The organism is Candidatus Poribacteria bacterium (assembly GCA_016866785.1).
Classification (GTDB): domain Bacteria; phylum Poribacteria; class WGA-4E.
Genome location: VGLH01000004.1, coordinates 1 through 23,711, shown reverse-complemented (window position 1 = coordinate 23,711; position 23,711 = coordinate 1). Strand labels below are relative to the sequence as shown.

The 23,711-nt window shown below is 64.9% G+C and carries 21 protein-coding genes; 8 read left to right on the top strand and 13 right to left on the bottom strand.

The genetic code is table 11. The annotated features are described in order from the left end of the window. Positions 1-32 precede the first annotated feature (32 nt). A complete protein-coding gene (locus tag FJZ36_01295) occupies positions 33-1,715 on the bottom strand; it encodes an efflux RND transporter periplasmic adaptor subunit (GenBank protein ID MBM3213545.1) in 1,683 nt (560 codons plus the stop codon). A 219-nt stretch (positions 1,716-1,934) separates the two neighbouring features. On the opposite strand from FJZ36_01295, the gene FJZ36_01290 reads away from it, so the two are divergent. Then, positions 1,935-2,849: an aldo/keto reductase gene (locus FJZ36_01290; protein ID MBM3213544.1), complete on the top strand. Its 915-nt coding sequence runs from the start codon at positions 1,935-1,937 to the stop codon at positions 2,847-2,849. 21 nt (positions 2,850-2,870) lie between these two features. Here FJZ36_01290 and FJZ36_01285 read toward each other — a convergent pair whose 3' ends face one another. From FJZ36_01285 to FJZ36_01235, 11 genes are all read right to left on the bottom strand, one after another. Next, a complete protein-coding gene (locus tag FJZ36_01285; protein MBM3213543.1) occupies positions 2,871-5,249 on the bottom strand; it encodes a hypothetical protein in 2,379 nt (792 codons plus the stop codon). 106 nt (positions 5,250-5,355) lie between these two features. Next, positions 5,356-6,867: an NADH-quinone oxidoreductase subunit N gene (locus FJZ36_01280; GenBank protein ID MBM3213542.1), complete on the bottom strand. Its 1,512-nt coding sequence runs from the start codon at positions 6,865-6,867 to the stop codon at positions 5,356-5,358. 28 nt (positions 6,868-6,895) lie between these two features. After that, positions 6,896-8,455, bottom strand: coding sequence for an NADH-quinone oxidoreductase subunit M (locus FJZ36_01275; GenBank protein ID MBM3213541.1), 1,560 nt, complete (start codon positions 8,453-8,455; stop codon positions 6,896-6,898). A 66-nt stretch (positions 8,456-8,521) separates the two neighbouring features. Beyond that, positions 8,522-10,822, bottom strand: coding sequence for an NADH-quinone oxidoreductase subunit L (gene nuoL, locus FJZ36_01270; protein ID MBM3213540.1), 2,301 nt, complete (start codon positions 10,820-10,822; stop codon positions 8,522-8,524). A 3-nt stretch (positions 10,823-10,825) separates the two neighbouring features. Continuing rightward, positions 10,826-11,131 (bottom strand): NADH-quinone oxidoreductase subunit NuoK, encoded by a 306-nt coding sequence (gene nuoK, locus FJZ36_01265; protein ID MBM3213539.1) that lies wholly within the window; start codon positions 11,129-11,131, stop codon positions 10,826-10,828. Further along, on the bottom strand, positions 11,128-12,102 hold the full coding sequence (locus tag FJZ36_01260; GenBank protein MBM3213538.1) for a hypothetical protein: 975 nt from the start codon (positions 12,100-12,102) through the stop codon (positions 11,128-11,130). The genes nuoK and FJZ36_01260 overlap by 4 nt, the downstream gene beginning before the upstream one ends. Positions 12,103-12,105: 3 nt before the next feature. Beyond that, a complete protein-coding gene (gene nuoH / locus FJZ36_01255) occupies positions 12,106-13,353 on the bottom strand; it encodes an NADH-quinone oxidoreductase subunit NuoH (protein ID MBM3213537.1) in 1,248 nt (415 codons plus the stop codon). Positions 13,354-13,374: 21 nt separating this feature from the next. After that, the gene (locus FJZ36_01250) at positions 13,375-14,526 is read right to left on the bottom strand and encodes an NADH-quinone oxidoreductase subunit D (GenBank protein MBM3213536.1); all 1,152 of its coding nucleotides are present in this window, start codon (positions 14,524-14,526) and stop codon (positions 13,375-13,377) included. A gap of 10 nt (positions 14,527-14,536) precedes the next feature. Further along, a complete protein-coding gene (locus FJZ36_01245) occupies positions 14,537-15,151 on the bottom strand; it encodes an NADH-quinone oxidoreductase subunit C (GenBank protein MBM3213535.1) in 615 nt (204 codons plus the stop codon). After that, the gene (locus FJZ36_01240) at positions 15,054-15,542 is read right to left on the bottom strand and encodes an NADH-quinone oxidoreductase subunit B (GenBank protein MBM3213534.1); all 489 of its coding nucleotides are present in this window, start codon (positions 15,540-15,542) and stop codon (positions 15,054-15,056) included. The genes FJZ36_01245 and FJZ36_01240 overlap by 98 nt, the downstream gene beginning before the upstream one ends. A gap of 5 nt (positions 15,543-15,547) precedes the next feature. Continuing rightward, complete coding sequence (locus FJZ36_01235; GenBank protein ID MBM3213533.1) at positions 15,548-15,940, bottom strand: NADH-quinone oxidoreductase subunit A; 393 nt, start codon at positions 15,938-15,940, stop codon at positions 15,548-15,550. A 538-nt stretch (positions 15,941-16,478) separates the two neighbouring features. On the opposite strand from FJZ36_01235, the gene FJZ36_01230 reads away from it, so the two are divergent. From FJZ36_01230 to FJZ36_01210, 5 genes are all read left to right on the top strand, one after another. Next, positions 16,479-17,141, top strand: a complete 663-nt coding sequence (locus tag FJZ36_01230) for a (2Fe-2S)-binding protein (GenBank protein ID MBM3213532.1) — start codon at positions 16,479-16,481, stop codon at positions 17,139-17,141. 3 nt (positions 17,142-17,144) lie between these two features. Then, complete coding sequence (locus FJZ36_01225; GenBank protein ID MBM3213531.1) at positions 17,145-19,286, top strand: xanthine dehydrogenase family protein molybdopterin-binding subunit; 2,142 nt, start codon at positions 17,145-17,147, stop codon at positions 19,284-19,286. Then, positions 19,283-20,257, top strand: a complete 975-nt coding sequence (locus FJZ36_01220; GenBank protein ID MBM3213530.1) for a xanthine dehydrogenase family protein subunit M — start codon at positions 19,283-19,285, stop codon at positions 20,255-20,257. Before FJZ36_01225 ends, FJZ36_01220 begins: the two co-directional genes overlap by 4 nt. A 61-nt stretch (positions 20,258-20,318) precedes the next feature. Continuing rightward, a complete protein-coding gene (locus FJZ36_01215) occupies positions 20,319-20,567 on the top strand; it encodes a hypothetical protein (protein ID MBM3213529.1) in 249 nt (82 codons plus the stop codon). Positions 20,568-20,999: 432 nt separating this feature from the next. After that, positions 21,000-21,518: a hypothetical protein gene (locus tag FJZ36_01210; GenBank protein MBM3213528.1), complete on the top strand. Its 519-nt coding sequence runs from the start codon at positions 21,000-21,002 to the stop codon at positions 21,516-21,518. Positions 21,519-21,624: 106 nt separating this feature from the next. Here the strand turns inward: FJZ36_01210 and FJZ36_01205 are convergent, their stop codons facing one another. Beyond that, the gene (locus FJZ36_01205) at positions 21,625-22,479 is read right to left on the bottom strand and encodes a ThuA domain-containing protein (protein ID MBM3213527.1); all 855 of its coding nucleotides are present in this window, start codon (positions 22,477-22,479) and stop codon (positions 21,625-21,627) included. Here FJZ36_01205 and FJZ36_01200 point away from each other — a divergent pair. Both FJZ36_01200 and FJZ36_01195 read left to right on the top strand, forming a co-directional pair. Beyond that, on the top strand, positions 22,358-23,008 hold the full coding sequence (locus tag FJZ36_01200) for a nucleotidyltransferase family protein (protein MBM3213526.1): 651 nt from the start codon (positions 22,358-22,360) through the stop codon (positions 23,006-23,008). The genes FJZ36_01205 and FJZ36_01200 overlap by 122 nt on opposite strands. Beyond that, a partial coding sequence (locus tag FJZ36_01195; protein MBM3213525.1) for an adenylosuccinate lyase occupies positions 23,005-23,711 on the top strand: 707 nt, incomplete at its 3' end. The genes FJZ36_01200 and FJZ36_01195, both read left to right, overlap by 4 nt.

Sequence of the window (23,711 nt, the reverse complement as noted above, 5' to 3'; positions counted from 1 at the left end):
TCAGTGGATCGAGTGGTGAGCGGCGTCCCGTGCTAGCTCGTGCCCGCAACCCGCACGCGCGAGCCCTCAGACACGCGCCGTTGACCGCTGACGATCACCTGGTCGCCCGGCTGCACGCCGGACGTCACCTCGATCAGGTCCCCCTTCGACGACGACGTGGTCACAATGCGCTTAGCGGCGCGGTCGCCCACGACGACGTACAGTACTGCCTGATCTCCCCGCTGTTCGGTCAAAGCGGTTCGGGGTACTAGGACTACCCCGGCTCGCATCGACGATGACAGCGTGACATCCGCGTAGGCGCCCGGTTTGATGCCGTCGGAGCCCTTGAGCGCGACCTTCACGACCGCAGTGTGCGTCCGTGGGTTCACCACGGCGCCGATCAGCGAAACGGTTCCCTCAAGGGGCTGACCACCGCCGCGCACGCTCACGTCCGCCGAAGCTCCCGCCTCGATGTACGGCAAGTCGGACTCCGACGCGTCCACGACCGCGTAGAGCACGCTTGTGTCGACGATCTCGCACACCGGATCGCCCATGCTGTATCCCGCGTTGACGAAGTCACCGACGTCCACCGGTCGGCGCGCAACGACCCCGGTGATCGGTGCGACAACGGATGCGTCCTTCAGACGCAGCTTCGCCATTTCCAGTCCGACGTTGGCAGCAGCGACGGCGGCTTCCGCCAGGGCGATCTCGTTGCGCCACAGCTCGGAGTCCCACGCGGTCTGGGCGAGCGCCATGCCTGCTTGGGCGGTTCGGAGCCCGGACTCCGCCTGAGCCAGGTCGAGCTCCCACGTCTTGGCGGCAACCTGGCTCTTCGCCAGCGCGAGCGCCGCGTCTGCTTGACGGACCTGCGCCTCGACCGCCTCGATATCCTCCGGTCGCGCCCCTTCTTCGACCAGCTTGACCTGCTCCTTGGCGACGGTGTGCTGAGCGCGAGCTACCTTGAGCTGTGTCTCCGTGCCTTCGAACGTCTGGCGGCTGACGGCTCCCGCTTCGTAGAGCTCTTTCATCCGCCGGAAAGTGCTCTCGGCGCTGTCGAGGGCGGCCGTTGCCTGCGTTAGGCCCGCCTGAATCTGCTCGCGCTCTTCAACACGGGCCCCTTCACGGATCTTGCGCAAGGTCGCCCGCATCGCGTCCAGACCTGCCTCGGCTTGGGCGACCTGGGTCTCGACACGCGGTCCCGACAGTTCGCGAACTTGGGCGACGACCGCCGTCGCCGCGTCGACACCAGCGCGCGCCTGCTCCAGTTGGCTCTTGGCGCGCGCCTCAGACATCTTGCGCGCCTGTTCGAGCATCAGCGTCGCCGAAGCCACCTGAGCCTCCGCTTGGCGGACCCCAAGGCTCAGCGTGTCGAACTCGTCGATCACGGCGAGCACGGTTCCCTTCGAGACCCGTTGACCCTCCTCGAACCGCAACTCCTTGATGTTTCCGGGAACGCGGGTGTAGACGCTCACCTGGGCGCGTGGAGCTACGACGCCCGTGAGTCGAATGTCCCGCGTGAGGTCACCCCGAGTCGCCGCGCGGACCTCCACGGGTATCGGGACGTCGCCGTTCTGTGACAAGGCAGCCGTAACGATGCCGCACCAGAGCGCGGCGACCGCCGTGGTGCGCGTGGCTCGCTCAGTCATGGATGCACCTTTCGCATGCCGATGGGAGTCATACCGACCCATGACGGATGACCAAGCGGAATCGGTCCAAGCCCCTGCATAGGGCAACATGGATGAGGTCAGCCGTCAGACGAGACAACGTCAAGGGTTCGGTGTGGCAAGGTTGCGTGGGCCCGTTCTATCGCCGTCATCGGCTCCATGACGCAATGACGGCACAGTCAGCATTTGTCTATCGTAGCGCGACCTCGTCTGTCATTCAAGGCGACGACCGCTTCGCGTTGCGCCCGTTGGTGGGGGTCGGCATACTCGCAGTGACGGTACGCAGTCTGGATGGAGGGAGACTCGATGGAGACTCGCACGCTCGGCAGAGACGGTCCGGAAATCCCGGTGATCGGCTTCGGGGCGTGGCCCATCGGCGGGGGCATGGGAGAGGTCGACGAAGCGCAGGCGGTCGCGACGATCCATGCCGCCATCGATCACGGCATCACGCTGATCGACACGGCGCAAGCCTACAGAGGGTCTGAGGGAGTCATCGGTAGAGCGCTGACCGACGGTCGCCGATCTTCCGTGTTCCTTGCGACGAAGGTCAGCGGGAACTTCTCAGCCGCAGCCATCCGCACGGCAATCGACGACAGCTTGGCTGCCCTGCGGACGGACTACGTGGACCTCTACCAGGTTCACTGGTGGAACGCCCGGTACCCGATCGACGAGACGATGCGAGCTCTCGACGACCTTCGTCGGAGCGGCAAAGCGCGGTATCTCGGTGTGTCCAACTTCGGGGTCCGAGAGATGGAAGAAGCGATGAAGACGACGCCCTTCCATTCACTGCAACCGTGTTACCATTTGCTGGACCGATCCATCGAGAACACGATCCTGCCGTTCTGCCAGCAGGAGGGAATCGGCATACTGGCGCACAGCCCTCTGGCAAAAGGTCTGCTGACCGGGAAGTACCGACCGGGTCACCGGTTCGCTGAGGATGACGAGCGAGCGCGGATGGACTCGTTCGCCGATGCGTCGCTTCGGCGTGTCGAACCGATCATCGACGGCTTGGCTGAGATCGCCTCGGGTCGCGGCAAGACGCTGGTTCAGCTCTCGATCAACGCGCTGCTGAGGAACCCGGCAGTGACGTGCGTGTTGGTGGGCGCAAAGACGCCGCAACAGGTGGTCGAGCACGTCGGCGCCCAGGGGTGGCGGCTCACGGAGGATGAGTTCGATGCCGTCGACCGTCTCGTCAGCCTCCCCTAGCCGCTGCTGCGCGGGTTCTTCCTAGCGCGGATCGGACACGAAGAGGATGGCGTCGGCGTTCACCCGTTGACGTACCGCCGCGTGCACGGGCCCGGCGCTGTCCCGCGACGAGAAGTTGCCGATCAGCACGCGGTACCAGTTCTCGCCGGAGAGCGAGACCACTTCGATCCTCGCTGGCGATCCGAGGTTCATCGCGTTGATCTGCGCCACGAGCTGATCGGCTCGGGGCTTTTCGCGGAACGACCCGACCAACACCGCGACCGCGCCGGGGGTCGGCGCTGCGACGGAGGCTGCGGGCGTCTGTTCCGCTGCGGAAGCCGGGGAACCCTCCGGCGCTGGGATCCGTGGAGTCGGCGTCGCTCTGGCAACTGACGGCTCGAACGACGCCCGAAGCCTGCCGGATAACACGATCTTGACCGCCGCGCTGTCCGCCGTCGGCGCGTCCATGACACGGACGGGGGAACGATCGGCGGACGCTGTGGACTGGAGAGCGGACTGCAACGTGGCGACGTGACTCGTCGTGACGGCACGCGTCACGGGGTCAGCGCTCTGCTGAATCACGAGGTCGAGGTTCGGATGAGCGCGCCACGCCTCGCCCAGTTGTGCGACCAGTCGGCTTCCCTGCGATGTCAAGCCGATTCCGTTCTGCGCGAACGCCGTCGCTGGCATCGATACCGCCAAGGAGCCGTTCTCAACCGCCGCTGACGTATGGCGAAGGTCGAGGACCGGCATCGTCAGACGAACGGCAGATGCGTTGCCTGCCTCGTCAGTCGCCGTGAGCTCGGCGACGCATGAACTCCCCGCGTCGACCGATTCCTGCCAGTTCCGCCACGCGATGGACCGGGGAGGCACGCCTTTCCCAGCCGTGGCGACCAATACCTTCCCGCCCGCATCCTGGATGCGCACAGACCACGCAGTGATGATCCCGGCGTCTGTTGCCGCCAGGCTGAGGCGGGCATCCGACGACTGCTTGTCGTGCAGGAACGCCAAGGGCTCTGACGCAATCGCGATGACGGGAGCCGACGCATCGACGGTGACGGCTCCCTGCGAGAGCACCCGGTTCGTGCCTCCAGAGCCCATGAGCCTCCAGTAATACACGCCATCTGGCACGACGAGGTCGTCGCGATCCCGTCCGTTCCATCCAAGCGTCGTGATCGGCGCCTTCGCCTCGCCGGCATGGCTGCGGACCGTCCGACGGTCGCGATCCATGATTTCGAGCGTCCACGCCGATGGCAGCGACGCGATGTGGAACCGCGCCTCGCCGCCACCGTCGCGGCTAGGCGAGAAGACATCGCGCTCGACGGTCACGAGCCGGTCGATTCCGTCCGGGAGCTGAACCGGCTGGGGGTCTTCGACCGGAACCTGGGCGATTGGAGCCGACGTGCGACGGAGCGACAGGACCGGGCTCGCCCAGTCGAGCGACATGGTGATGAGGTGACGCGCGCGCAACTGGCGTCCGAGGGCGTCCTTGCCGGTCACGAGCGCGTAGTCCAGCCTGCCGGACAGGACCCGATAGGACGCGCCGAAGCTCCACACGCCCTTGCCGAAGCGATCCCGCCGCACGGTCGCGTTGTAGCCGACTCGCGCAGCCGCCCGGCTTTCGGCGAACCAACGTTCCAGCCCCAGATGGAACCGGTGGCGGTCCGGGACTTCGCGCAGATCGTCGTGCGCGTACGACCACTGCGACGCCAGAAGCGTGTCGGCGTCCGGTTGGTACGCAATGCCGGCTCGCACGATGGGTGGGCTGTAGGCGAGCGCCAGCCCTTCGCCGGAGTTGCTCGACAGGCGCGTGCCGAAGTTGGTGACGGATGCGCCGAGCCCAACTCGACGTTGATCGCTGAACTCGTAGGCGTAGCTGACGCCGCCGTCGATGCCCCATCCGCCGAAATCCGTCTCGGCAGTGGTGCGCGTCTCGCGGCGTAGCGCCACACCGAATGCCAGACCGCGTTCGCGTGCCGACGCGTACCCGACGGCGAGGGTGCGGTTCCGCACAGGGTCGATGCCCCAGCCTTGAGCCCAATGGGCGACGCCGAGAGCTCCCCAACGATCGCTTCCCAGAGCGCGTAGGTTGCCGGAAAGGGCGACGCTGCCTTCACGCGAGACCCCGCGTGATCGGACCGGCTCGTCGGCTACGGCGATGCGGACGTTCTCGGAGTCGGTGAGTGACGCGGGGCTCCAGAGCAGGGATTCGGGGCCCGTGCTGATGGCGACTCCTGCCCCGCCGAGTCCCAGCAGGCGAGCATCGGAGCCCGTGAGCGCCTCTCGCTCGAGGGCAGCCTGGTACAAGGTGCGGCGAACGACGGGGTCACGAGATGCGCCAACGGTCTGTGCTGAGACGGTCGCGGCGACGAATACCATTCCAGCGGCGAGAAACCGGGCTCGCCACAGCAAACCGCGCATGATTCCTGTCCTTCCGCTACCCAGACGTACAGTCCGAGAGTCCTCCGGCAACTGAGGACAACGGCGGCGGGGCGCGTTGGGTTTCAGATGGACAGGAGCGGGCGGATCAGGGCACCAGCGAGGTCGAGGCGGCGCTCAGGGAGGCGTCGCGAACCCAGGGATCGTCGGATGTCGTGACGAAGCCGAGGAGCAGTGTCGGTATCAGCAGCAGGAGCAGCAACACGGCAAATGCCGGGTGAGCGCGGACCTGACCCTCTTCCTCGCCGGCGTCGAGCAGCATTGCCTTGACGACGCTGAAGTAGTAGTAGAGCGACACGGCGCTGTTCAGCAGCCCGACGACGACCAGCCAGGTGAAGTTGTGACCTGCGATGCCGCCTGGCGCGAGGCTGCGGTCGATCACGGACTTGAACAGGTAGAGTTTGCCCCAGAAGCCCGCGAACGGCGGCAAGCCGATCAACGAGAACAGAAAGACGCTCATCGACACCGCGAGCCATGGGTTCCGGCGAACAAGCCCGCGATAGCCGTCGATGGTCTCGGAGCCAAGGCGCGAGGGATGCGATAGGTGGAGCACGATGTAGAACGCGCCCAAGTTCATGAAGAGATAGACGACCAGATAGAACAGCATGGGCGCGATGGGCTCGGACGATCCGCCTCCCATCGCGGCGACGCCCATCAGGAGGTAGCCGCCGTGAGCGATGCTCGAATAGGCGAGCAGACGCTTCAGGTTCCGCTGACCGATCGCGGCGAAGTTGCCCACGGTCATCGTCAGAACGCTCACGAGGGCGACGAAGGTGGGCCAGTCGGCGACCGACGCGCTGGCGGATGCCCACCCATCGTAGAAGAAGCGGATCGCCAGACCGAATCCCGCCGCCTTCGAGGCAACAGACAGGAACGCCGTCACTGGTAGCGGCGACCCCTCGTACACGTCCGGTGACCACATGTGAAACGGAACGGACGCGATCTTGTAGCCGATCCCGGCGAACACGAGCACCAGCGCGAGGACCACTCCGACGTTCGGCGCTCCGACAAGGCGCGAAGACATCCCGGCGATGTCTGCGCCGCCGGCCATGCCGAAGAGCAGCGAGATGCCGAACAGCATGACGCCCGAAGCCACGGAGCCGTAGATGACGTACTTGAAGGCAGCCTCGCTCGACCGTGTCCGCGACGTGACGAAGCCGGCGAGGAGATAGGAGCTGATGCTCGCCATCTCCACCGCGATGTAGACGAGCACCAGGTTCGCGGCTGAGACCATGAGGAACATGCCGAAGATCGCGAAGAGCAGGAGCGTGTAGTACTCGCCCTTCATCTTCCCATCGATCTCGGGCGCGCGCCACGAGACGACGACGGTCGTCGCGCCGCAGACGGCGATCAGTACCTTGAGGAACTGCGAGAACGCGTCGTGCCGAACCATGCCCATGAACAGGAGCTCGCCGTCGTGCGTCTCGGCAGCGACGATGGCGCCGACGACGACGAGACTCAGCAGCGCCAGCGCTGCCGCCATCTGACTGCCTCTCCCTCGCGCCAGGAGATCGGCGATCAGCACGACCACCGCGAACGAGGCGAGGGCGAGCTCCGGTACGAAGTGCGTCAGGCTCTCAAGGTTCGATAGTGACTGCACAGTGCGCTGCTTCCCAGAGCGAGGGCTTCTAGAAGGATGTCAGACGGGCGACGGCGTCCTGAACTGCCTGGAGCCCGACGACTGTCTCCTTCGTCAGGTCGATGGCGATGCGTGGCACGACGCCGAGGACGATCACCAGAGCCGCCAGCGGCACGAGCGTCACCAGTTCGCGAGTGCTGATGTCCGGGAGCCCTGCCCAGTCCGGGTTCTTGGCGCCGAGGAACATCCGCTGGATGGTCCAGAGGAAGTACGCCGCACCTACGACGATCCCGATCACTGCCAGCACCGTGAATACGGGATACACCCGCCACGCCCCCAGCAACGCCAGAGCTTCGCCGACGAATCCGCTCATCCCCGGCAGCCCGAGCGACCCGAAGAAGGCGATGGTCATCACGCCCGTGTAGACCGGCATGATGTTCGCCAAGCCGCCGAAGCCCATCGTCCCAGCCTTGCTCCGGTCGATGTGATAGAGGTCCAGCAGCTCCGTCTCGGTCGGATAGACGATATAGCGGTGATGCGCTCGGACGTAGATGACGCCGACGACGAGGAACAGCATGCCGCTCAGGAGCCCGTGGCTGACCATCTGGAAGATCGCGCCGTTGATCCCTTCCGGCGTCCTTGCCGCCGTCGCGAGCAGAACGAACCCCATGTGTCCGATGCTGGAGTAGGCGACCAGCTTCTTGAGGTCCTTCTGCGCCATCGCGCAGAACGAGCCGTAGATGATGTTGATGACGCCCAGAACGGCGAGGAACGTCCACCAGCCCTCCGACGCGCCCGATAGAACCTGGACGTTCATCCGCACCAAGCCGTAGGTTCCCATTTTCAGGAGCACGCCCGCCAGGATGACGCTGATGGGCGTCGGAGCCTCGACGTGGGCGTCGGGCAACCAGGTATGGAACGGGAAGATGGGAACCTTGATGGCGAAGCCGAGGAAGAACCCCAGCCAGAGCCAGTTCAGCACATGCACCGGCAAGCCCGCCTGCGCGAGCTCAGGAATGCTGAACGTCCGGGCTCCCGCCGCGCCGCTCTGGAAGTAGAGCGCGAGAATCGCCACCAGCATGAACACGCTGCCGAAGAGCGTGTAGAGGAAGAACTTGATGGCGGCGTACTCGCGCCGAGGTCCTCCCCACACGCCGATCAGGAAGTACATCGGCAGGAGCGTCAACTCGAAGAACAGGTAGAAGAGGATCAGGTCCAGCGCCAGGAAGAACCCCAGCATCCCGGACACCAGCAGGAGGAGCATGGCGAAGTAGCCCTTCTCGGTTCCTTCGCGATGCGTCTCCTCCCCGATGTTCCACGAGGCGATCACGGCGATGATGGAGATGACGGTCGTCAGCAGGATCAGCGTGATGCTGATGCCGTCCACGCCGACGAAGTACTGGATGTTGAGCGCCGGTATCCACGCCAGCCGCGTCTCCATCTGGATGCTCGCGACCGACGGATCGAACGACGACCACACGACGCCGCTCAACACCAGCGTGATCGCCGTGGCGATCAAGCTGATGATCCGTGCGAGCGACCGCGGGGCGACGAGCACAACGACCATCGCCACGAGCGGTACCAGCCAGAGCAGCGTGAGCACATCCATCAGCCGAAGCCCTCCCGAAGTCCCGTGCGAGCCGCGCCCGTGCGACGGCGCTGACTCCGTCCAGCGCTAGCGAGCGAATGCCGACAAGATGAAGACCAGCACCACTAAGCCCGTGAAGATCACCAGCAGATAGCTCTGAACCATGCCCGTCTGAATGCGGCGGAACGCTCCTCCGAACGCGCGGATGACGCTCGCGACGCCATTGACCGCTCCGTCGACGACCGCGCGGTCGATCGCGCCGCTGAGCCACGTCATCGAATACCGTCCGCTCCCCAGCACGCGACCGACTCCGTTGACCGCGCCATCGACGACGCGATTGTCGAACGCGGCGGACGCCCGGTTCACGCGCAACAGGTTCCGAACGAAGAGGAAGCCGTATAGCTCGTCGAACCCGTACTTGCGTTCGAGCACTCGGGCGAACGAGCCGCCCGCCAACCGCGACGTCGAGATGCGGGACATCGGGTACACGAGCACGGACAGCAGGATGCCTGCACCGGCGACGATCAGAGACAGCACCACGCCGACCTGGTGCGCCGTGTGCGCGACGTCGTCATGGCTCTCTCCGTGTCCCTCGGTTCCGTGCGCCGCAACGTCGCTCTCGTCCGAGTGCGCGTCAGTTGATGGTGCGTGCGACGGTGCATCTGTCGCGACGTGCTCGGTTACATCCGCGCTCGCAATCATCGCAGACATCGACGACGCGGGAGCCATCGCGGTTGGCAGAGATTCGCGCGTCACCACCTCGCCGATCCAGCCCTCAGCGAACGGGTTCGCCGACCAGAAGAGGAACAAGCTGAACGCCGCGAGTCCCACGAGCGGAACCGTCATCAATGCCGGCGATTCGTGCAGGTGTCCGTGGGCGTGGGACACGTCTTCACGGTCGTGGTCATCGGCGCGGGCAGCGGCTTCGCCGAAGAACGTCATGAACAGGAGGCGGAACATGTAGAAGGCGGTCATCAGCGCTGCGCCGAACCCGAGCACCGGCAACGCCGCATGGGCGGACTCACGCATGGCGAACGCCAGCGACCCGCCCAGGATGGCGTCCTTGCTCAGGAATCCCGATGTCAGCGGCACGCCGGAGATGGCGAGCGTGGACACGGCGAAGGTCGCAAACGTCCAAGGCATCTTGCGCCGGAGTCCGCCCATGTTGCGCATGTCTTGGGCGTCGGCGTGCGAGTGGACGTGATGGAGCGCGTCGTGCATCGCGTGGATGACGCTACCCGATCCGAGGAACATGCATGCCTTGAAGAAGGCATGCGTCAGCAGGTGGAAGATCGCCGCCGTGTAGTTGCCGACTCCGACTGCCAGCATCATGTACCCGAGCTGGCTGATCGTCGAATAGGCGAGCACGCGCTTGATGTCGTTTTGCACGAACGCGATGCTCGCGGCGAAGACGGCTGTGAACGCCCCGACGTAGGCGAGGAACAGCATCGCCGTCGCGTCCAGGACAGCCATCTGGAGAAGGCGAGCCGCCAGGTAGACGCCCGCCGCCACCATCGTCGCCGCGTGGATCAACGCGCTGACCGGCGTGGGACCCTCCATCGCGTCCGGCAGCCACGTATGCAGCGGGAACTGCGCCGATTTCCCGATCGCTCCGCCGAGAGCCAGGATACCCGCCGCAGTGAGAAGCCCGCCGCTCAGGTGTCCGGCGCGGATCCCGGCAGCCACTTCTGCGAATCGCAGGCTCCCGATGTTCGTCCAGATGATCGCCAGCGCCAGGAACAGCAGCACGTCGCCAACCCGGGTCGTCATGAACGCCTTCAGCGAGGCGTCGCACGCCGACTTCTTCTCGTAGTAGAAGCCGATGAGCAGGTACGAGCAAAGACCCATCAGCTCCCAGCCGACGAAGAGCGTCAGCAGGTTGTCCGACACGGCGAGCAGGATCATCGAGAACGTGAAGAGCGACAGGTAGGCGAAGAAGCGCGTGTAGCGTGGCTCCGGATTGCCGTCGCGCAGCTTCATGTACGCGGACGCGAAGATGTGGATCATCGAGCAGACGAAGGTGACCATGAAGAGGAGCACCTTCGATGTGTTGTCCACGAGGAGCCCGATACGAATCTGGTGTCCGCCGAGGTCGATCCAGACAGCGCCGTTGCCGTCGGTTGGGACCGCCACCGGATCGGTGGGCTGCATCAGCGACGGCAGAACCGTCAGCACGACCAGCACCAGCGGGATTACGATGCCCAGGATTGGGATGATCGCGCCGGCGGCTCGGTTCCCAGCGCCGTGGTGGTGTCCGTCGTGGGGGGCGTCCGCTGGATCCAGGTAGTCCGTCGCGCCGAAAAGCCGCCGACCGATCAGGATCTGGATCAGGAAGGCGGCAAGCGGAGAGAACAGTATGATCAGCAGGATCGTCGGCGTGAGCGCCACGCGCTAGCCCTTCAGTTCCTGGGTTTCGTCGGGACTGATCGTATTCATCTCCTGATAGAGCGTCAGGATGATCGCCAGCGCCACCGCAGCCTCGGCGGCTGCCAGAACGATGACGAACACCGCGATCATCTGACCCGCGACCCCGCCTACGATGTAGCGCGTGAACGCCACGAAGTTCAGGTTGGCGGCGTTGAGGATCAACTCCGTTCCCATCAGGATCGCAATCGCGTTCCTGCGCGTCAGGACGGCATACATCCCCAGCACGAACAGGATTGCGCTCAGAATGACGAAGTGCGACAGCGGAATCAGACGACGACCCCTTTCCGCGAGATCACGGCGGCTCCGATCAGAGCGACCAGCAGGAGGAGACCCGTCACCTCGAACGGCAACAGGTACTCGCCCATCATCACGCTGTCGCCCAGACCGACGACGCCCTTCTCGTCCTCCACGACACGCAAGCCCATGTCTTCGGTCAGGCGCGACACCGCTTGGTCGGTCACGCCCTCGATGAGGAGCATGTGAACCGGTTCCACCGCAATGACGACTTGGACCGACTCAGGCACGAAGCCGGGGATCACCGAAGTCAGAGCCTGAGTCATCGCATCCAGCTCTTCGGCAGACAGATTGCGCGTCGGGTCCATGAGCGTGGTGCGCCGCTTCTCGACGGCGACCTCGATCCGTCGATCCGAGCCGCGACCAGATCGGACGCTCGTGACGTAGAGCCGCGTCAGCCCGGTCTTGCGGATGGTGTCCTCGACGTGCCGTGACAGCATCTGGCGCGCCGATGCGTCCGGCGCTTCGGAAAAACTGTAGGACGCGGTGAACCGCCGCACGACCGGAGTCGTTCTGACCGCCTTCAGCTCCGTGTGAGACTTGGCTTGTTCGGCAATGTGGGAAGCCGCCTGCTGGGACGCGTCCTCGACCAGAATCTGGCGCTTCCACGCCGAATCGGAGCGCGCGACGTACAGGAGCAGCCCCATCAGCAGCAAGCCGACGATCACGGCTGGGGCGATGAGCCCGGCGTCTGCGCGCAGCTTCATGTCGAGTCTGCCGCTGGTCATCATCACGCCGAAGAGAACCAGCACGAGGATTCCGCCCACATACACGATGAGCTGGATCGCCGCGAGGAAGTCGGCGTCCAGATACACATAGAAGGCGGCGACGCAGAACAAGGTGACCATCAGCGCGAACGCCGAATGAACGACGTTCCGCGACGTCACGACCACGAGAGCCGTGACGATTGCCAAGAACGCGAAGCCGTAGAAGATGACGGATGACATGGTCTAGCTACTCGACGGAGTCAGCGGTCGGACAGCACGCGGCTTCGCATCGCCGCCCGAGAATGCCGCCAATCCGGTCACGACCAAAGCGACCGGGACCACTACCCACGATACCGCGCCGACGCCGATGAAGGCTTCTCCGAGTTTGAGCCCGATGCCCTCTCCCTCCAGCAGCAGCAGTACTCCGGTGCCGAGGATGTTCACGAACGAAATCGGGAGGAAGTACTTCCAGCACAGGTTCATGAGCTGATCGACGCGCACGCGCGGCAGCGTCCACCGGATCCACATCATGACGAAGATGATGACCGCCGCCTTTGCGATGAACCACACCGCGCCGGGCAGAAGCGCCTCGCCGCCCAGCGGGCTCGACCAGCCGCCGAAGAACAGCGTCGTCAGGATCGCGGTGACGATGAACATGTTCGCGTACTCCGCGAGGAAGAAATACGCGAACCGGATCCCGCTGTACTCGGTGTGGAAGCCGGCGACCAACTCCGACTCCGCCTCCGGCAGATCGAAGGGGGTACGGTTCACCTCGGCGATGGAACTGATGAAGTAGATGAGCCCGGCGCCGAACAGGAACGGATGGCGGAACACGAGCCAGTCGCCGATCCCATCCGACTGCCCTTGGACGATCTCCTGCATGTTCAGCGTGCCGGTCGTCATCACGATCATGAGGATCGAGAGCCCGAGCGGAATCTCGTAGCTGACGATCTGCGCAGCGGCACGCATCGCGCCGAAGAGCGACCATTTGCTGTTCGACGCCCAGCCCGCCATCATGATCCCCAACGCCCCGAGCGAGGAGATCGCCATGATGTAGAAGATGCCGATGCTCACGTTGCCGAGGATCGCTGACGGGAACACAGGCAGCGCCACCACAGCCGCGAACGACGAGGCGAACACGACGTACGGGGCGAGGCGGAAGAGCGTCCGATCTCCCTGAGGAGGGATGATGTCCTCCTTGAACAGCAGCTTGACGCCGTCCGCCAAGGTGACGAGCAGTCCCCACGGACCAACGCGCATGGGGCCCAGACGGTCTTGGAAGTACGCGGACACCTTCCTCTCGGCGAGGACGAGGATGATCGGGACGGCTGCGACGATCCCAACGGACACCGCAGCCAGCGCGATGTACATTGCTGCAACGACCGCGTTCAGAGGCAGAGCGAGAGGCCACTCGCCGCCCAAGCCCAGCGTCTGGGTCGCCTTGGCGAGCCCCGTCCGCACGCCTTCCGCGATCAGTTCCATGTCCCGCATGCTAGCTCGCCCCGAATCCCTCTAGCGGTCCACTTCGCCCATGACGATGTCGATGCTGCCGATGATCGCGATCATGTCGGCGACCATCAGTCCCCGGCTCAATTCCTGCATGGCGCTCAGCGCCGTGAAGCAGGGGGAACGCACCTTTAGGCGCTGGGGGTACTCGGTTCCGTCGCACACGATGTAGAACCCCAGATCGCCACGTGGCGCCTCCGTTCGGGAGTAGACGACTCCAGCCGGCGGACGGATCGTCCCGCGAACCTTGCCCATGATTTCATCAGACTGCAGGAGCCCGGAGGACTCCATCTGATGCAGCGCTTGGCGAACGATTCGCACGCTCTGTCGGAACTCCTCCATGCGGACGAAGTACCGATCCCAGCAGTCGCCCGTCTCGCCCACCGGCACGTCGAACTCGAACCGGTCGTAGATGCCGTAGGGTTCGTCTTTCCTCAAGTCCCACTTGACGCCGGAACCCCGCAGGTTGGGGCCCGTCCAGCCGTAGGAGATCGCCTGCTCCGCGCTCATCACCGCGACGCCGCGTGTCCTCTCAAGGAATACCTTGTTCTTGGACAAGAGGTCGTTGTAGGTGTCGATCTGCGGCTCGAAGTAGTCGAGGAACCGTCTGGTCTTGTGATGGAAGTCCGGCGTGAGGTCGCGCGCCACGCCGCCGATCCTGATGTAGTTGTATAGCAGCCGCGCCCCGGAAACCTCCTCGAACAGACCGAGGACCTGCTCGCGATCACGGAACGCATAGAGGAAGGGAGTGAACGCGCCGATGTCCATGCCGTACGTGCCGAACGCGAGCAGATGGCTCGCTATCCGGTTCAGCTCCGCGACGATGACGCGGATGTACTGCCCCTTCTCCGGGATTTCGATGGGCTTGCCGCCCCTCTCGAAGAGGGCTTCCACGGCGAGGCAGAAGCCCAGTTCGTTGTTCATCGCCGCGATGTAGTCCATGCGGTCGGTGTACGGGATGATCTGCGGATAGGGCAGCTTCTCGGCGTGCTTCTCAAAGTCGCGATGCAGGTACCCGATGTGTGGGATCGCTTCCTCGACGATCTCGCCATCCGCCTTGAGCTCCAGACGCAGCACGCCGTGAGTGCTCGGGTGCTGCGGGCCCATGTTGATGATCATCTCGTCGGAGCGAAGCTCCCGGGCAACCGCCTGGCGCATCGCGCGCTCCTCAGTACGGAACCTTCATGCCGCGATAGAACGTGGGCGTCTCGTAGTCCTTGCGCAGTGGGTAGCCCACCCAGTCGTTCGGCAGCAGGATTCGGCGCAGATCGGGGTGTCCCTCGAATCGCACGCCCAGCATGTCGTACGCCTCGCGCTCGTGCCATTCCGCCGTCCGCCACACGCCACAGACCGTCTCGACGACCGGGTTCGCCCGAGGCAGGTCCACGCGTAGCGCGGCTCTGTGGCGCAACGACATCGAGTGCAGATGGTAGACGACGGAGAGCGCGTCGCCGCGATCCAGAGCCGAGAGGCACATGAGCGAGTCGAAATGGAGCTCGCTGTCGCCCCGGCAGACCCTGGCGACTTCGGCAAGGTACGATGCGTGGACACGTATCTCGACCGGCGTTGCCGAGAGCGCGTCGTCGCCTTCAGGGAGAATCGCGCCCTGGCTGCATTGGGCGACCAACCGGTCGCGGATCTCTGGCTCGGTCACACGGGCCCCCAGAACTGGTTCTCGACTTCCGCTAAGACTTCTTCGCGAGCGTTGTCGCGCGGATCTTGTCCTGGAGCTTGAGCAGTCCTTCGATGACCGCCTCCGGTCGCGGAGGACAGCCCGGCACATATACGTCGACGGGGATTACACGATCGACTCCCTTCAGCACGGAGTATCCGTGCTGCCAGTAGGGTCCGCCGCTCGTCGCGCAGCTTCCCATCGAGATCACGTATTTCGGCTCTGCCATCTGCTCATAGAGGCGCTTCACGCGCGTCGCCATCTTCAGCGTCACGGTTCCCGACACGATGATCAGGTCGGATTGCCTGGGCGTCGCTCGGGGAACTCCCGCGCCGAACCGGTCCAAATCGTTGTGCGAAGCCGCCGTCGCCATGAACTCGATGGCGCAGCACGCGAGGCCGAACGTCATGGGCCATAGCGAGGAGAGGCGCGCCCAGTTGACCACGGCGTCAACGGTCGTGACGAGCACGTTCTTGTCGAACTGGTCTTGGAGGATGCGCATCCTAGCTACTCCGGAGACGTCGTGCGGCGACCGTGATGCGCCCGCACCCACTCGAGATCGCCCTTCGCCCAGACATAGGCGAGCCCGACGAAGAGCATCAGCATGAACACGAGCATCTCGACGAACGCGACCATCCCGATCTGGCGGAACACCACCGCCCAGGGGAACAGGAACGCGATCTCGACGTCGAACACGAGGAAGATCAGCGCGATGATGTAGAACCGGATATTGAACTTGAGGCGGGCATCGTCGACCGGGTCTTCCCCGCACTCATACGGGAGAGACTTCTCGGCGCTGAATAGCTTCGTGTGGAACAGCTTGGAGAGGACGTTGTTCACAAAGACGAATGCGCACGCCACGACGAGGAAGACGAACACATTCGCGAACTCATAGCGCATCGAACAGCACTGCCTCCCTCGCGCCAAGCACATCCCTAGGGCTTCTGGGACCCGATCCTTGGTGGCGCCCGACGATGGGGCGGCCATGCGCCAAGACGTATTATAGCACTATGCCCTGGCACTGCAAGCGGAAGTTCCACGCGCGCAGGGCTGTTTCATGAGCGGGTCTCGTCCAGCTACGCGAGCCCGCTATGTCTCGTCATTCGTGCGAACGCCGGAACCCAGACTCTAGGCTCCCAACGCCTGTCCCGGCGAGAGCGGGAACACAGGAGCGACGACGGCAGAAGGTCTGCGCGTCGACGGGTGCCGTTGCGTTTGAGCGACAGCCGCTCGCCTGCGCTGCAGAGGCGCAGGGCAGCGATGTTCTTGAAACAGCCATCTGATCGTCGCGCCTGCGTTGACACACTCCGCAGCGCGTGGTACGATCCGCGAACCGGCTGAGGCACTTGCTCCATAGAGAACGATCCCTCGCCGATGGGGACTGACCATCGTCGGCTACCCCTCGTATCGCCGCCACCAGCAAAGGACGTCGCGCACCATGCCAGAGCACACGAAGCGTCCTGACGCCCCGTCCCATTCTGAGGAGCCGACGAGCTCCCAGCAGGGCGGCGTCTCGCGCCGGACCTTCCTCAAGGGGGTCGGCGGCGCGACGGTCGCCGCTTCCATACTGCCCGTCGTTCGACCCAACGCGGGGAACGCCCAGGAAGCCATCAAGGGCGTCTCGATGGGTCCGGTGACGCTCAAGGTCAACGGCAAGACCCACACGATCAGCCGCGTCGAATCGAGAACGACGCTCCTCGACGCGCTCAGGAATCATCTGGAACTCACCGGCGCAAAGCCCATATGCCTGCGAGCCTCGTGCGGTGGCTGCACGGTTCTCAAGGACGGAGCGCCCGTGTACTCCTGTTCTATCCTGGCGATGGACGCGCAGGGATCCGAAATCACAACGGTCGAGGGTCTGGCAGACGGAGACGATCTCCATCCCGTCCAACAGGCGTTCGTGGAACACGACGCCCTGATGTGCGGCTTCTGCACACCGGGCTTCATCATGTCCGTGACCGCCCTCCTGAACGAGAACAAGAACCCGACCCTGGATGACGTGAAGCGCTCTCTCGCCGGCAACATTTGCCGATGCGGCACGTACACGCGCATATTCGAGGCGACGATGACCGCCGCGGAGCGGATGCGAGAAGGAGCCTAACCGATGGCTGTCACGCCGTGGAAGCCGACCGACCAGATGACGGTGGTGACGAAGAGCACGCCTCGCGTCGACGCCGTCGCGAAGGTCACCGGTCGAGCGAAGTACACCTACGACATCAAGCCGAAGCAGTGCCTCGCCGGGCGCCTCGTCACCTGCCCGCATCCGAATGCCAAGATCACGTCGCTGGACTTGAGCGCCGCCGAAGCGCTGCCCGGCGTCAAAGCGGTGCTGGCGCTGCGCAACGCCCGCGATATGTGCCGGTTCGCCGGTGAGTTCGTCGCCGCCGTCGCCGCCGTCAGCGAGGACATCGCAACCGACGCAGCGCGCCTCGTGAAGGTCGAGTTCGAAACCTATCCGTTCGTCGTGCGCGAGGAAGATGCCCTCAAGCCCAACGCCCCCATGGCACGCGGCGAAGGTCGGGCGAATGCCAACGACGGCAACGTGCGCACGGATGGTGACGTCGATGCGGCGTTCGCCGGAGCCGACGCCACCATCGATGGAACCTACTCGACGCAGGTTCAGGGGCACGTCTGCCTGGAGACGCACGGCGTCGTCTGCGAGTGGAACGACGCCCAAGACCAGTTGACCGTCTGGGCATCGACGCAAGGCGTCTTCAGCGTCCGCGACGGTCTGACGGGCGCACTCGGACTGGATGCCAGCAACGTCCGCGTCGTCACCGACTACATGGGCGGCGGGTTCGGCAGCAAGTTCGGGCCCGGCGAAGAGGGTATCGCTTGCGCCCGGCTCGCGAAGATGGCGAAGGCTCCCGTGCGGCTCATGCTGACGCGCGAGCAGGAGTCGACCAACTCCGGGAACCGACCTTCGAGCATCCAGCAGGTGAAGTTGGGGGCGAAGAAGGACGGCACGGTCGTCGGCTACCAAGTGCGGTCGTACGGAACCGGCGGGATCGGGTCCGGAGCGGGGTTCCCCACTCCGTACATCTACCGGACCGGGACCGTGCGCGCCCAGCACTCCGACGTCTACATCAACGCGGGCAACGCCCGCGCGATGCGGGCTCCGGGTCATCCGCAGGCTTCGTTCGGCATGGAATCCGCGATGGATGACCTCGCCGACGCGCTGGGAATGGACCCGATTGAACTCCGCAAGAAGAACGACGGGAGCGACCGCCGGCATCGCCAGTACGCCGTCGCGGCGGAGATGATCGGCTGGAGCAACCGCCGCCCGAGCGGGAGCCTACCCGGTGTCATCAAGCGTGGCTACGGCATTGGTTCCGCCACCTGGGGCGGAGGCGGAGGCGGCACGCAGGCACAGGTCGATATCCATGCCGACGGCAGCGTCATCGTTAAGTGCGGCACGCAGGACCTGGGAACCGGCGCCCGAACGGTCGTCGCCGTCGTGGCAGCGGAGGAGCTCGGTCTGCCGGTGTCGGCGATCACGCCGCTCATCGGCGACACGTCCTTCCCGCCTTCCGGCGGCAGCGGCGGCTCGACGACGACCCCGTCGGTCGCACCGGCGATCAAGGTGACGGCGGACATGGCGCGCGACGCGCTGTTCGCGAAAGTCGCGCAGGCGCTCCACACGACGCCCGACCTGCTCGAAGCGCGAGACGGCATGATTCGCGACTCCGGCGACGCGAGCAAGTCCATCTCGTGGAAGGACGCGTGCGCGCTGCTCGGAACGGAGTCCATGTCGGTCCATGGCGCGCATGACCGGAGCCTGTCGAGCAGCGGCGTGGCGGGATGCTGTGCCGCCGAGGTCGACGTCGATACGGAGACGGGCAAGATCATGGTCCGGCGGCTCGTGTCTGTCCAGGACTGCGGACTCGTCATCGACAAGCTGACGACCGAGAGCCAGATCATCGGCGGCGCGATCCAAGGCATGTCGTGGGCGCTCTACGAAGACCGGATCATGGATCGGATCCAGGGTCAACAGATCAACCCGAACCTGGAGACGTACAAGATTCTGACGACGCCCGACATGCCGGAGATCATCCCAGTCGTCTGGATGGAGGAGGAATCCCTCTCGCGCGGAGTCATCGGAATCGGTGAACCGCCTGTGATTCCGGTCGCCGGAGCCATCGGGAACGCCGTCAAGAACGCGATCGGCGTGCGCGTCCCCTCGCTGCCGATCACGCGCGCGAAGGTGCTCGCCGCACTCGCACGGAAAGGGAATGGCACGACATGAAGTCCTTCGAGTACGTCACTCCCAGCACGGTGGAGCAGGCGGTCCGGGCGCTCGGCGCTGAGGGTGGACTCGCCCTTGCCGGCGGCATGGACCTGGTTCCGACGCTCCAGGAGCACCTCATCGCGCCTGACCGTTTGGTGAACCTCAAGGCGGTCGACGGACTGCGCTACATCCGGGCGGAGGCGGACGGGCTGCGCATCGGCGCGCTGACCACGCTGGCGGACATCGCCGGGCACCCGGCGGTTAGAGACCGCTACACGGCTCTCGCGCAGGCGGCGGAGACGGTCGGCTCGCCCCAGATCCGGAACGTCGGCACGCTGGGCGGGAACTTGTGCCAGCGACCGCGCTGCTGGTACTTCCGCAACGAGGACTACCATTGCCTCAAGAAGGGCGGCGACCGCTGCTTCGCCGCCGACACGTCGGCGGACAACCAGTACCACGCGATACTGGGCGGCATGCCGTGCCACATCGTGCATCCGTCGAACACGGCGACCGCCCTCGTCGCGTTGAGCGCCTCCGTCAGCGTGACGGGCCCCAATGGTTCCCGCGTGATCTCGCTCGACGACTTCTTCGTACTGCCGCGCACGCGGCTCTACGCCGAGAACGTGCTCGAGAGCAACGAGATCATCACCGAAGTGCATGTGCCGACGCCTGCGGCGGGCTCGCGAAGCCTGTTCCTCGAGGCCGCGGACAAGAGCGCGTTCGACTGGGCGGTATCCGGCGTTGCCGTCGCCGTGACCCTCACCAGCGGACGTGTCCGCTCCGCGCGCATCGTGCTCCACGCGGTAGCCCCTATCCCGTGGCGAGCTCGCAAGGCAGAGGATTCCCTGACAGGAGCCGTTCTCAGCGAAGCAGTCGTCAAGTCGGCTGCGGACGCTGCCCTCGCCGGAGCCAAAGCGCTGTCGAACAACGCCTACAAGATCCCGCTGACGACCTCGCTCGTTCGGCGCGCGCTCGCGGAGATCGCGTAGGTCAGCCTCCCAGGGCTCACTGACAGCAGTGAGCCCTGGAACCACGGATAGGATGGATGGCATGGCGACATCGCGTCAGGATGCTCGGGTCGTGCAGGTCTGCAGGCACCTGCGCACAAAGTCGGCGTTCATTCCCAACGAGGAGGGTAGTCGCGCTCTCGTCGAGCCGACGGAGACATCGCAGTACTGGTGCAATCGCAGCGGCGGGGCGACCGGGCCCGACAACGGGTTCGCCCATCCGCACGAATGCACGGGCGAGCGCTCCTGCTACCTGGCGGCTCCGCTGTTGTTGACGGGCACCGGCACATAGGAGTAGCGTGGCGGGGTGTCGCGCTCGAACCTCTTCCCAGGAGGATTGACCGTGCACCCAGCCTTCCTACGGGCGCAAGGCGCAACCGGGAGACAGCGACTGGTCGATGGAAGCGGACCGGCTGGGCGTCGACGTGTGGCTGTCTGGGACGACGTACTGGATCGAACACCGCCCGAGCGGATGAGTGCAGAACACGGATCGGCAAGGCGCGCCGCTGAATGTGGGTGACGAACGTCTGGTTGGCTGGCGCATTGTGGGCTCGTACGCTATACTCCTGGTGATGAGACGGAACGGCGAGTCGGCTTGGTTGGGACGCCGTCGATCCGTTTCAGAGGCGTCGTTCACGGTCGGAACCCGAGGTGTGGTCGACGGATCACCTGACGGATCGCCGGATTGAGCCGGAGCTGTCAGCGACACCATGAGGAGGCACGGATGCCACAGAAACGGCTCTGGGTTGGCATCCCCCTACTGGCGTTGGCGTTGGCTGGCGGGGCGTACGTGGTTCGGGCGGAACGCGCCAGTGTGCCGAAGACGTCAACGGGCGATACGCAGCTCACCGCAGATGTCATGGACACGGCGAAGCTGAGTTGCTGCGCCGCACAGGAGGCCTCCACAAAGCTCACAACGGCGAATGCGACCGGCGCCAAGTGCGACGAGTCCTCGCCAACCGTAGCTGGTGCAGCGCATGTGGAGTCAGGTCCCACCGGGAAAGCCTCATGTGACCGGATCGGAGCGGGAGCCGACGCAGGAAGCCCCGACAAGGCGTCCCATACGACGGGAGCGAAGCTCGTGAAACAGGAATCCGTCGGGGACCAGGGCGCATGCCCGATATCAGGGGCGAAAATGGCGAAAGCGAAGACCGCCGGGTCGGAGAGCTCGAAGGCAACGGCGAAGTCGAGTACCCAGGCGGCAACCGTCGCGGGACTGAAAGTGGCAGCCGCGGCGAAGTAGGGCGCCAATCCAGAGCAGACACGCCACAGAACGGCTACGACATAAGAAAGGGAAGCCACATCCGAGTGGCTTCCCTTTCGTCCGCACAAGCGTGGTCAAAGCGCGACTAGAGGCGACCTGCAGCCCAGAGCGTGCCCCGGAGCAGCAACTCGCGGAACTTCGGATTTTCGCACGAAGCCGGGTCGTGTCCAAGAGCCAGGTAGTACACTCGACCCTTGCCGTGCGACTTCGTCCACGCGACGGGCATCGCGCCGCCCTTCCATAGAGCCGTCGCCAGCACGTGGACGCGGGGATCGTAGTCGGTGATGTACTGCTCGTCGGTGACGAGGAACTCCTCGTCGATCCCCTGCGTGATCGGGTGGTTCGGGTCAGCGATGCTGACCTGATACTGCCGGTATCGCGGGTGCGTGATGAACCATCCGCCGACGAGGTTCCGGTAATCCGGGTCGTCGCGGAATGAGTCCGCTGCGCTGTGGATGCCGACGTACCCCTTGCCCGAAGCCAACCAGCGTGAGAGACCGTCGCGCTGCGCGTCGGTGATGGTTCCGATCGTGTAGTGGAACACCAACGCATCGTACGGGTCCAGAGCTTCGAGCGCAGCCAGGTCCTGCTGCGCCGTCGTCAGCTCGAGCTCGTCAGACGTCCTCAACGTGTCAACGAGATGGGGCTGGATGCCCTTCCAGTCGTGGATCTCCCCGCCTCCGAAGACGAGGACCTTTGCCTTTGCCATGATTGCCTCCTGGACGACCCATTCGTAGGGACCTGTTTGACGCGTCCGACTCGCCCATCCATCATGTCGAGCATACGGAGGCTGGTGAACCAGGGCAAGAGCGTTGAACATGCCAACGGCTGACACCAAGCACGTCGCGGGAATCATCCTTGCCGCCGGCGCATCGACGCGCATGGGCTCCCTCAAGCAGTTGCTTCCCTTCGGCGACGTCACCGTGCTCGAGGCGTGCATCGGCAACTTCCGCGATGCCGGGACAGCGCCTATCGTCGTCGTGTTGGGCTTCGCGGCAGAGCGCATCCGCTCGGAGCTCGCGGACGCACTGTCGCACCCGGACGTCATCGTGGCAGTCAATGATCGGCACGAGACCGGCATGCTCTCGTCGGTTCAGTGCGCAGTGCTCGCGCTGCAGGGCGCGGCTGTCGACGGCATCGTCGTCGGATTGGTGGACCAGCCGTTCGTCCAAGCCGCTACCATACGGAGTGTCCGGCACGAGCTCGCATCTGGGACGGCAACAGTCGTCGTGCCGGTCTACGAGGGGCGTCGCGGACATCCCATCGGGCTGTCGATGGCGCTGCGGGACGAAATCCTCCGCCTCGATAGCGCGCGCGCGAGCTTACGGGATGTCGTCGCCGCACACGAAGGGAACACGGCGGTCGTGGCGATATCAGACGACAGCATCCGTCGTGACATGGACACGCCCGAGGACTATCGACGCGAACTGGAGAGGCTTCAGCACCCGTCAGGACGGAGCCCAGCATGACCGACAGGAGTCGCTACGAATCGCCGCTGACGGATCGGTACGCGAGTGCGGAGATGTCCGAGCTCTTCTCGGCGCATTTCCGTGCCGTCACGTACCGCAAGCTCTGGGTGGCTCTTGCAGAGGCGGAACGCGAGCTCGGGCTCCCAATCACTGAAGCGCAGGTAGCGGAGCTGAGAGCCAACGTCGAGCCCATCGATTTCGACTTCATCGCCCGCAAAGAGCGCGAGATACGGCACGACGTGATGGCGCACATCCACGCCTACGGCGAGCTCTGTCCGCAGGCGAAAGGTATCATCCATCTCGGAGCCACCAGCGCCTACGTCGGAGACAACACGGACCTGATCCAGATGCGCGACGGGCTCCGCCTGACTCGTCGCTCGCTGCTGAACGTCATCGCGGCGCTGGCGGAGTTCGCGCGGCGCTACCGCGATCTGCCGACGCTCGGATACACGCACTACCAGCCCGCCCAGCCGACGACGGTCGGCAAGCGCGCGACGCTGTGGATCCAAGACTTCCTGCTCGACTGGCAGGACCTGGAACACCGGCTGGCGCACCTGCCGTTCCGAGGCGTCAAGGGAACGACGGGAACCCAAGCCAGCTTCGTCGAGCTGTTCGAAGGCGATCACGACCGCATCCGTCGGCTCGACCGTCTCGTGGCAGAGAAGATGGGCTTCGACGCGGTCTTTGCCGTTACGGGTCAGAC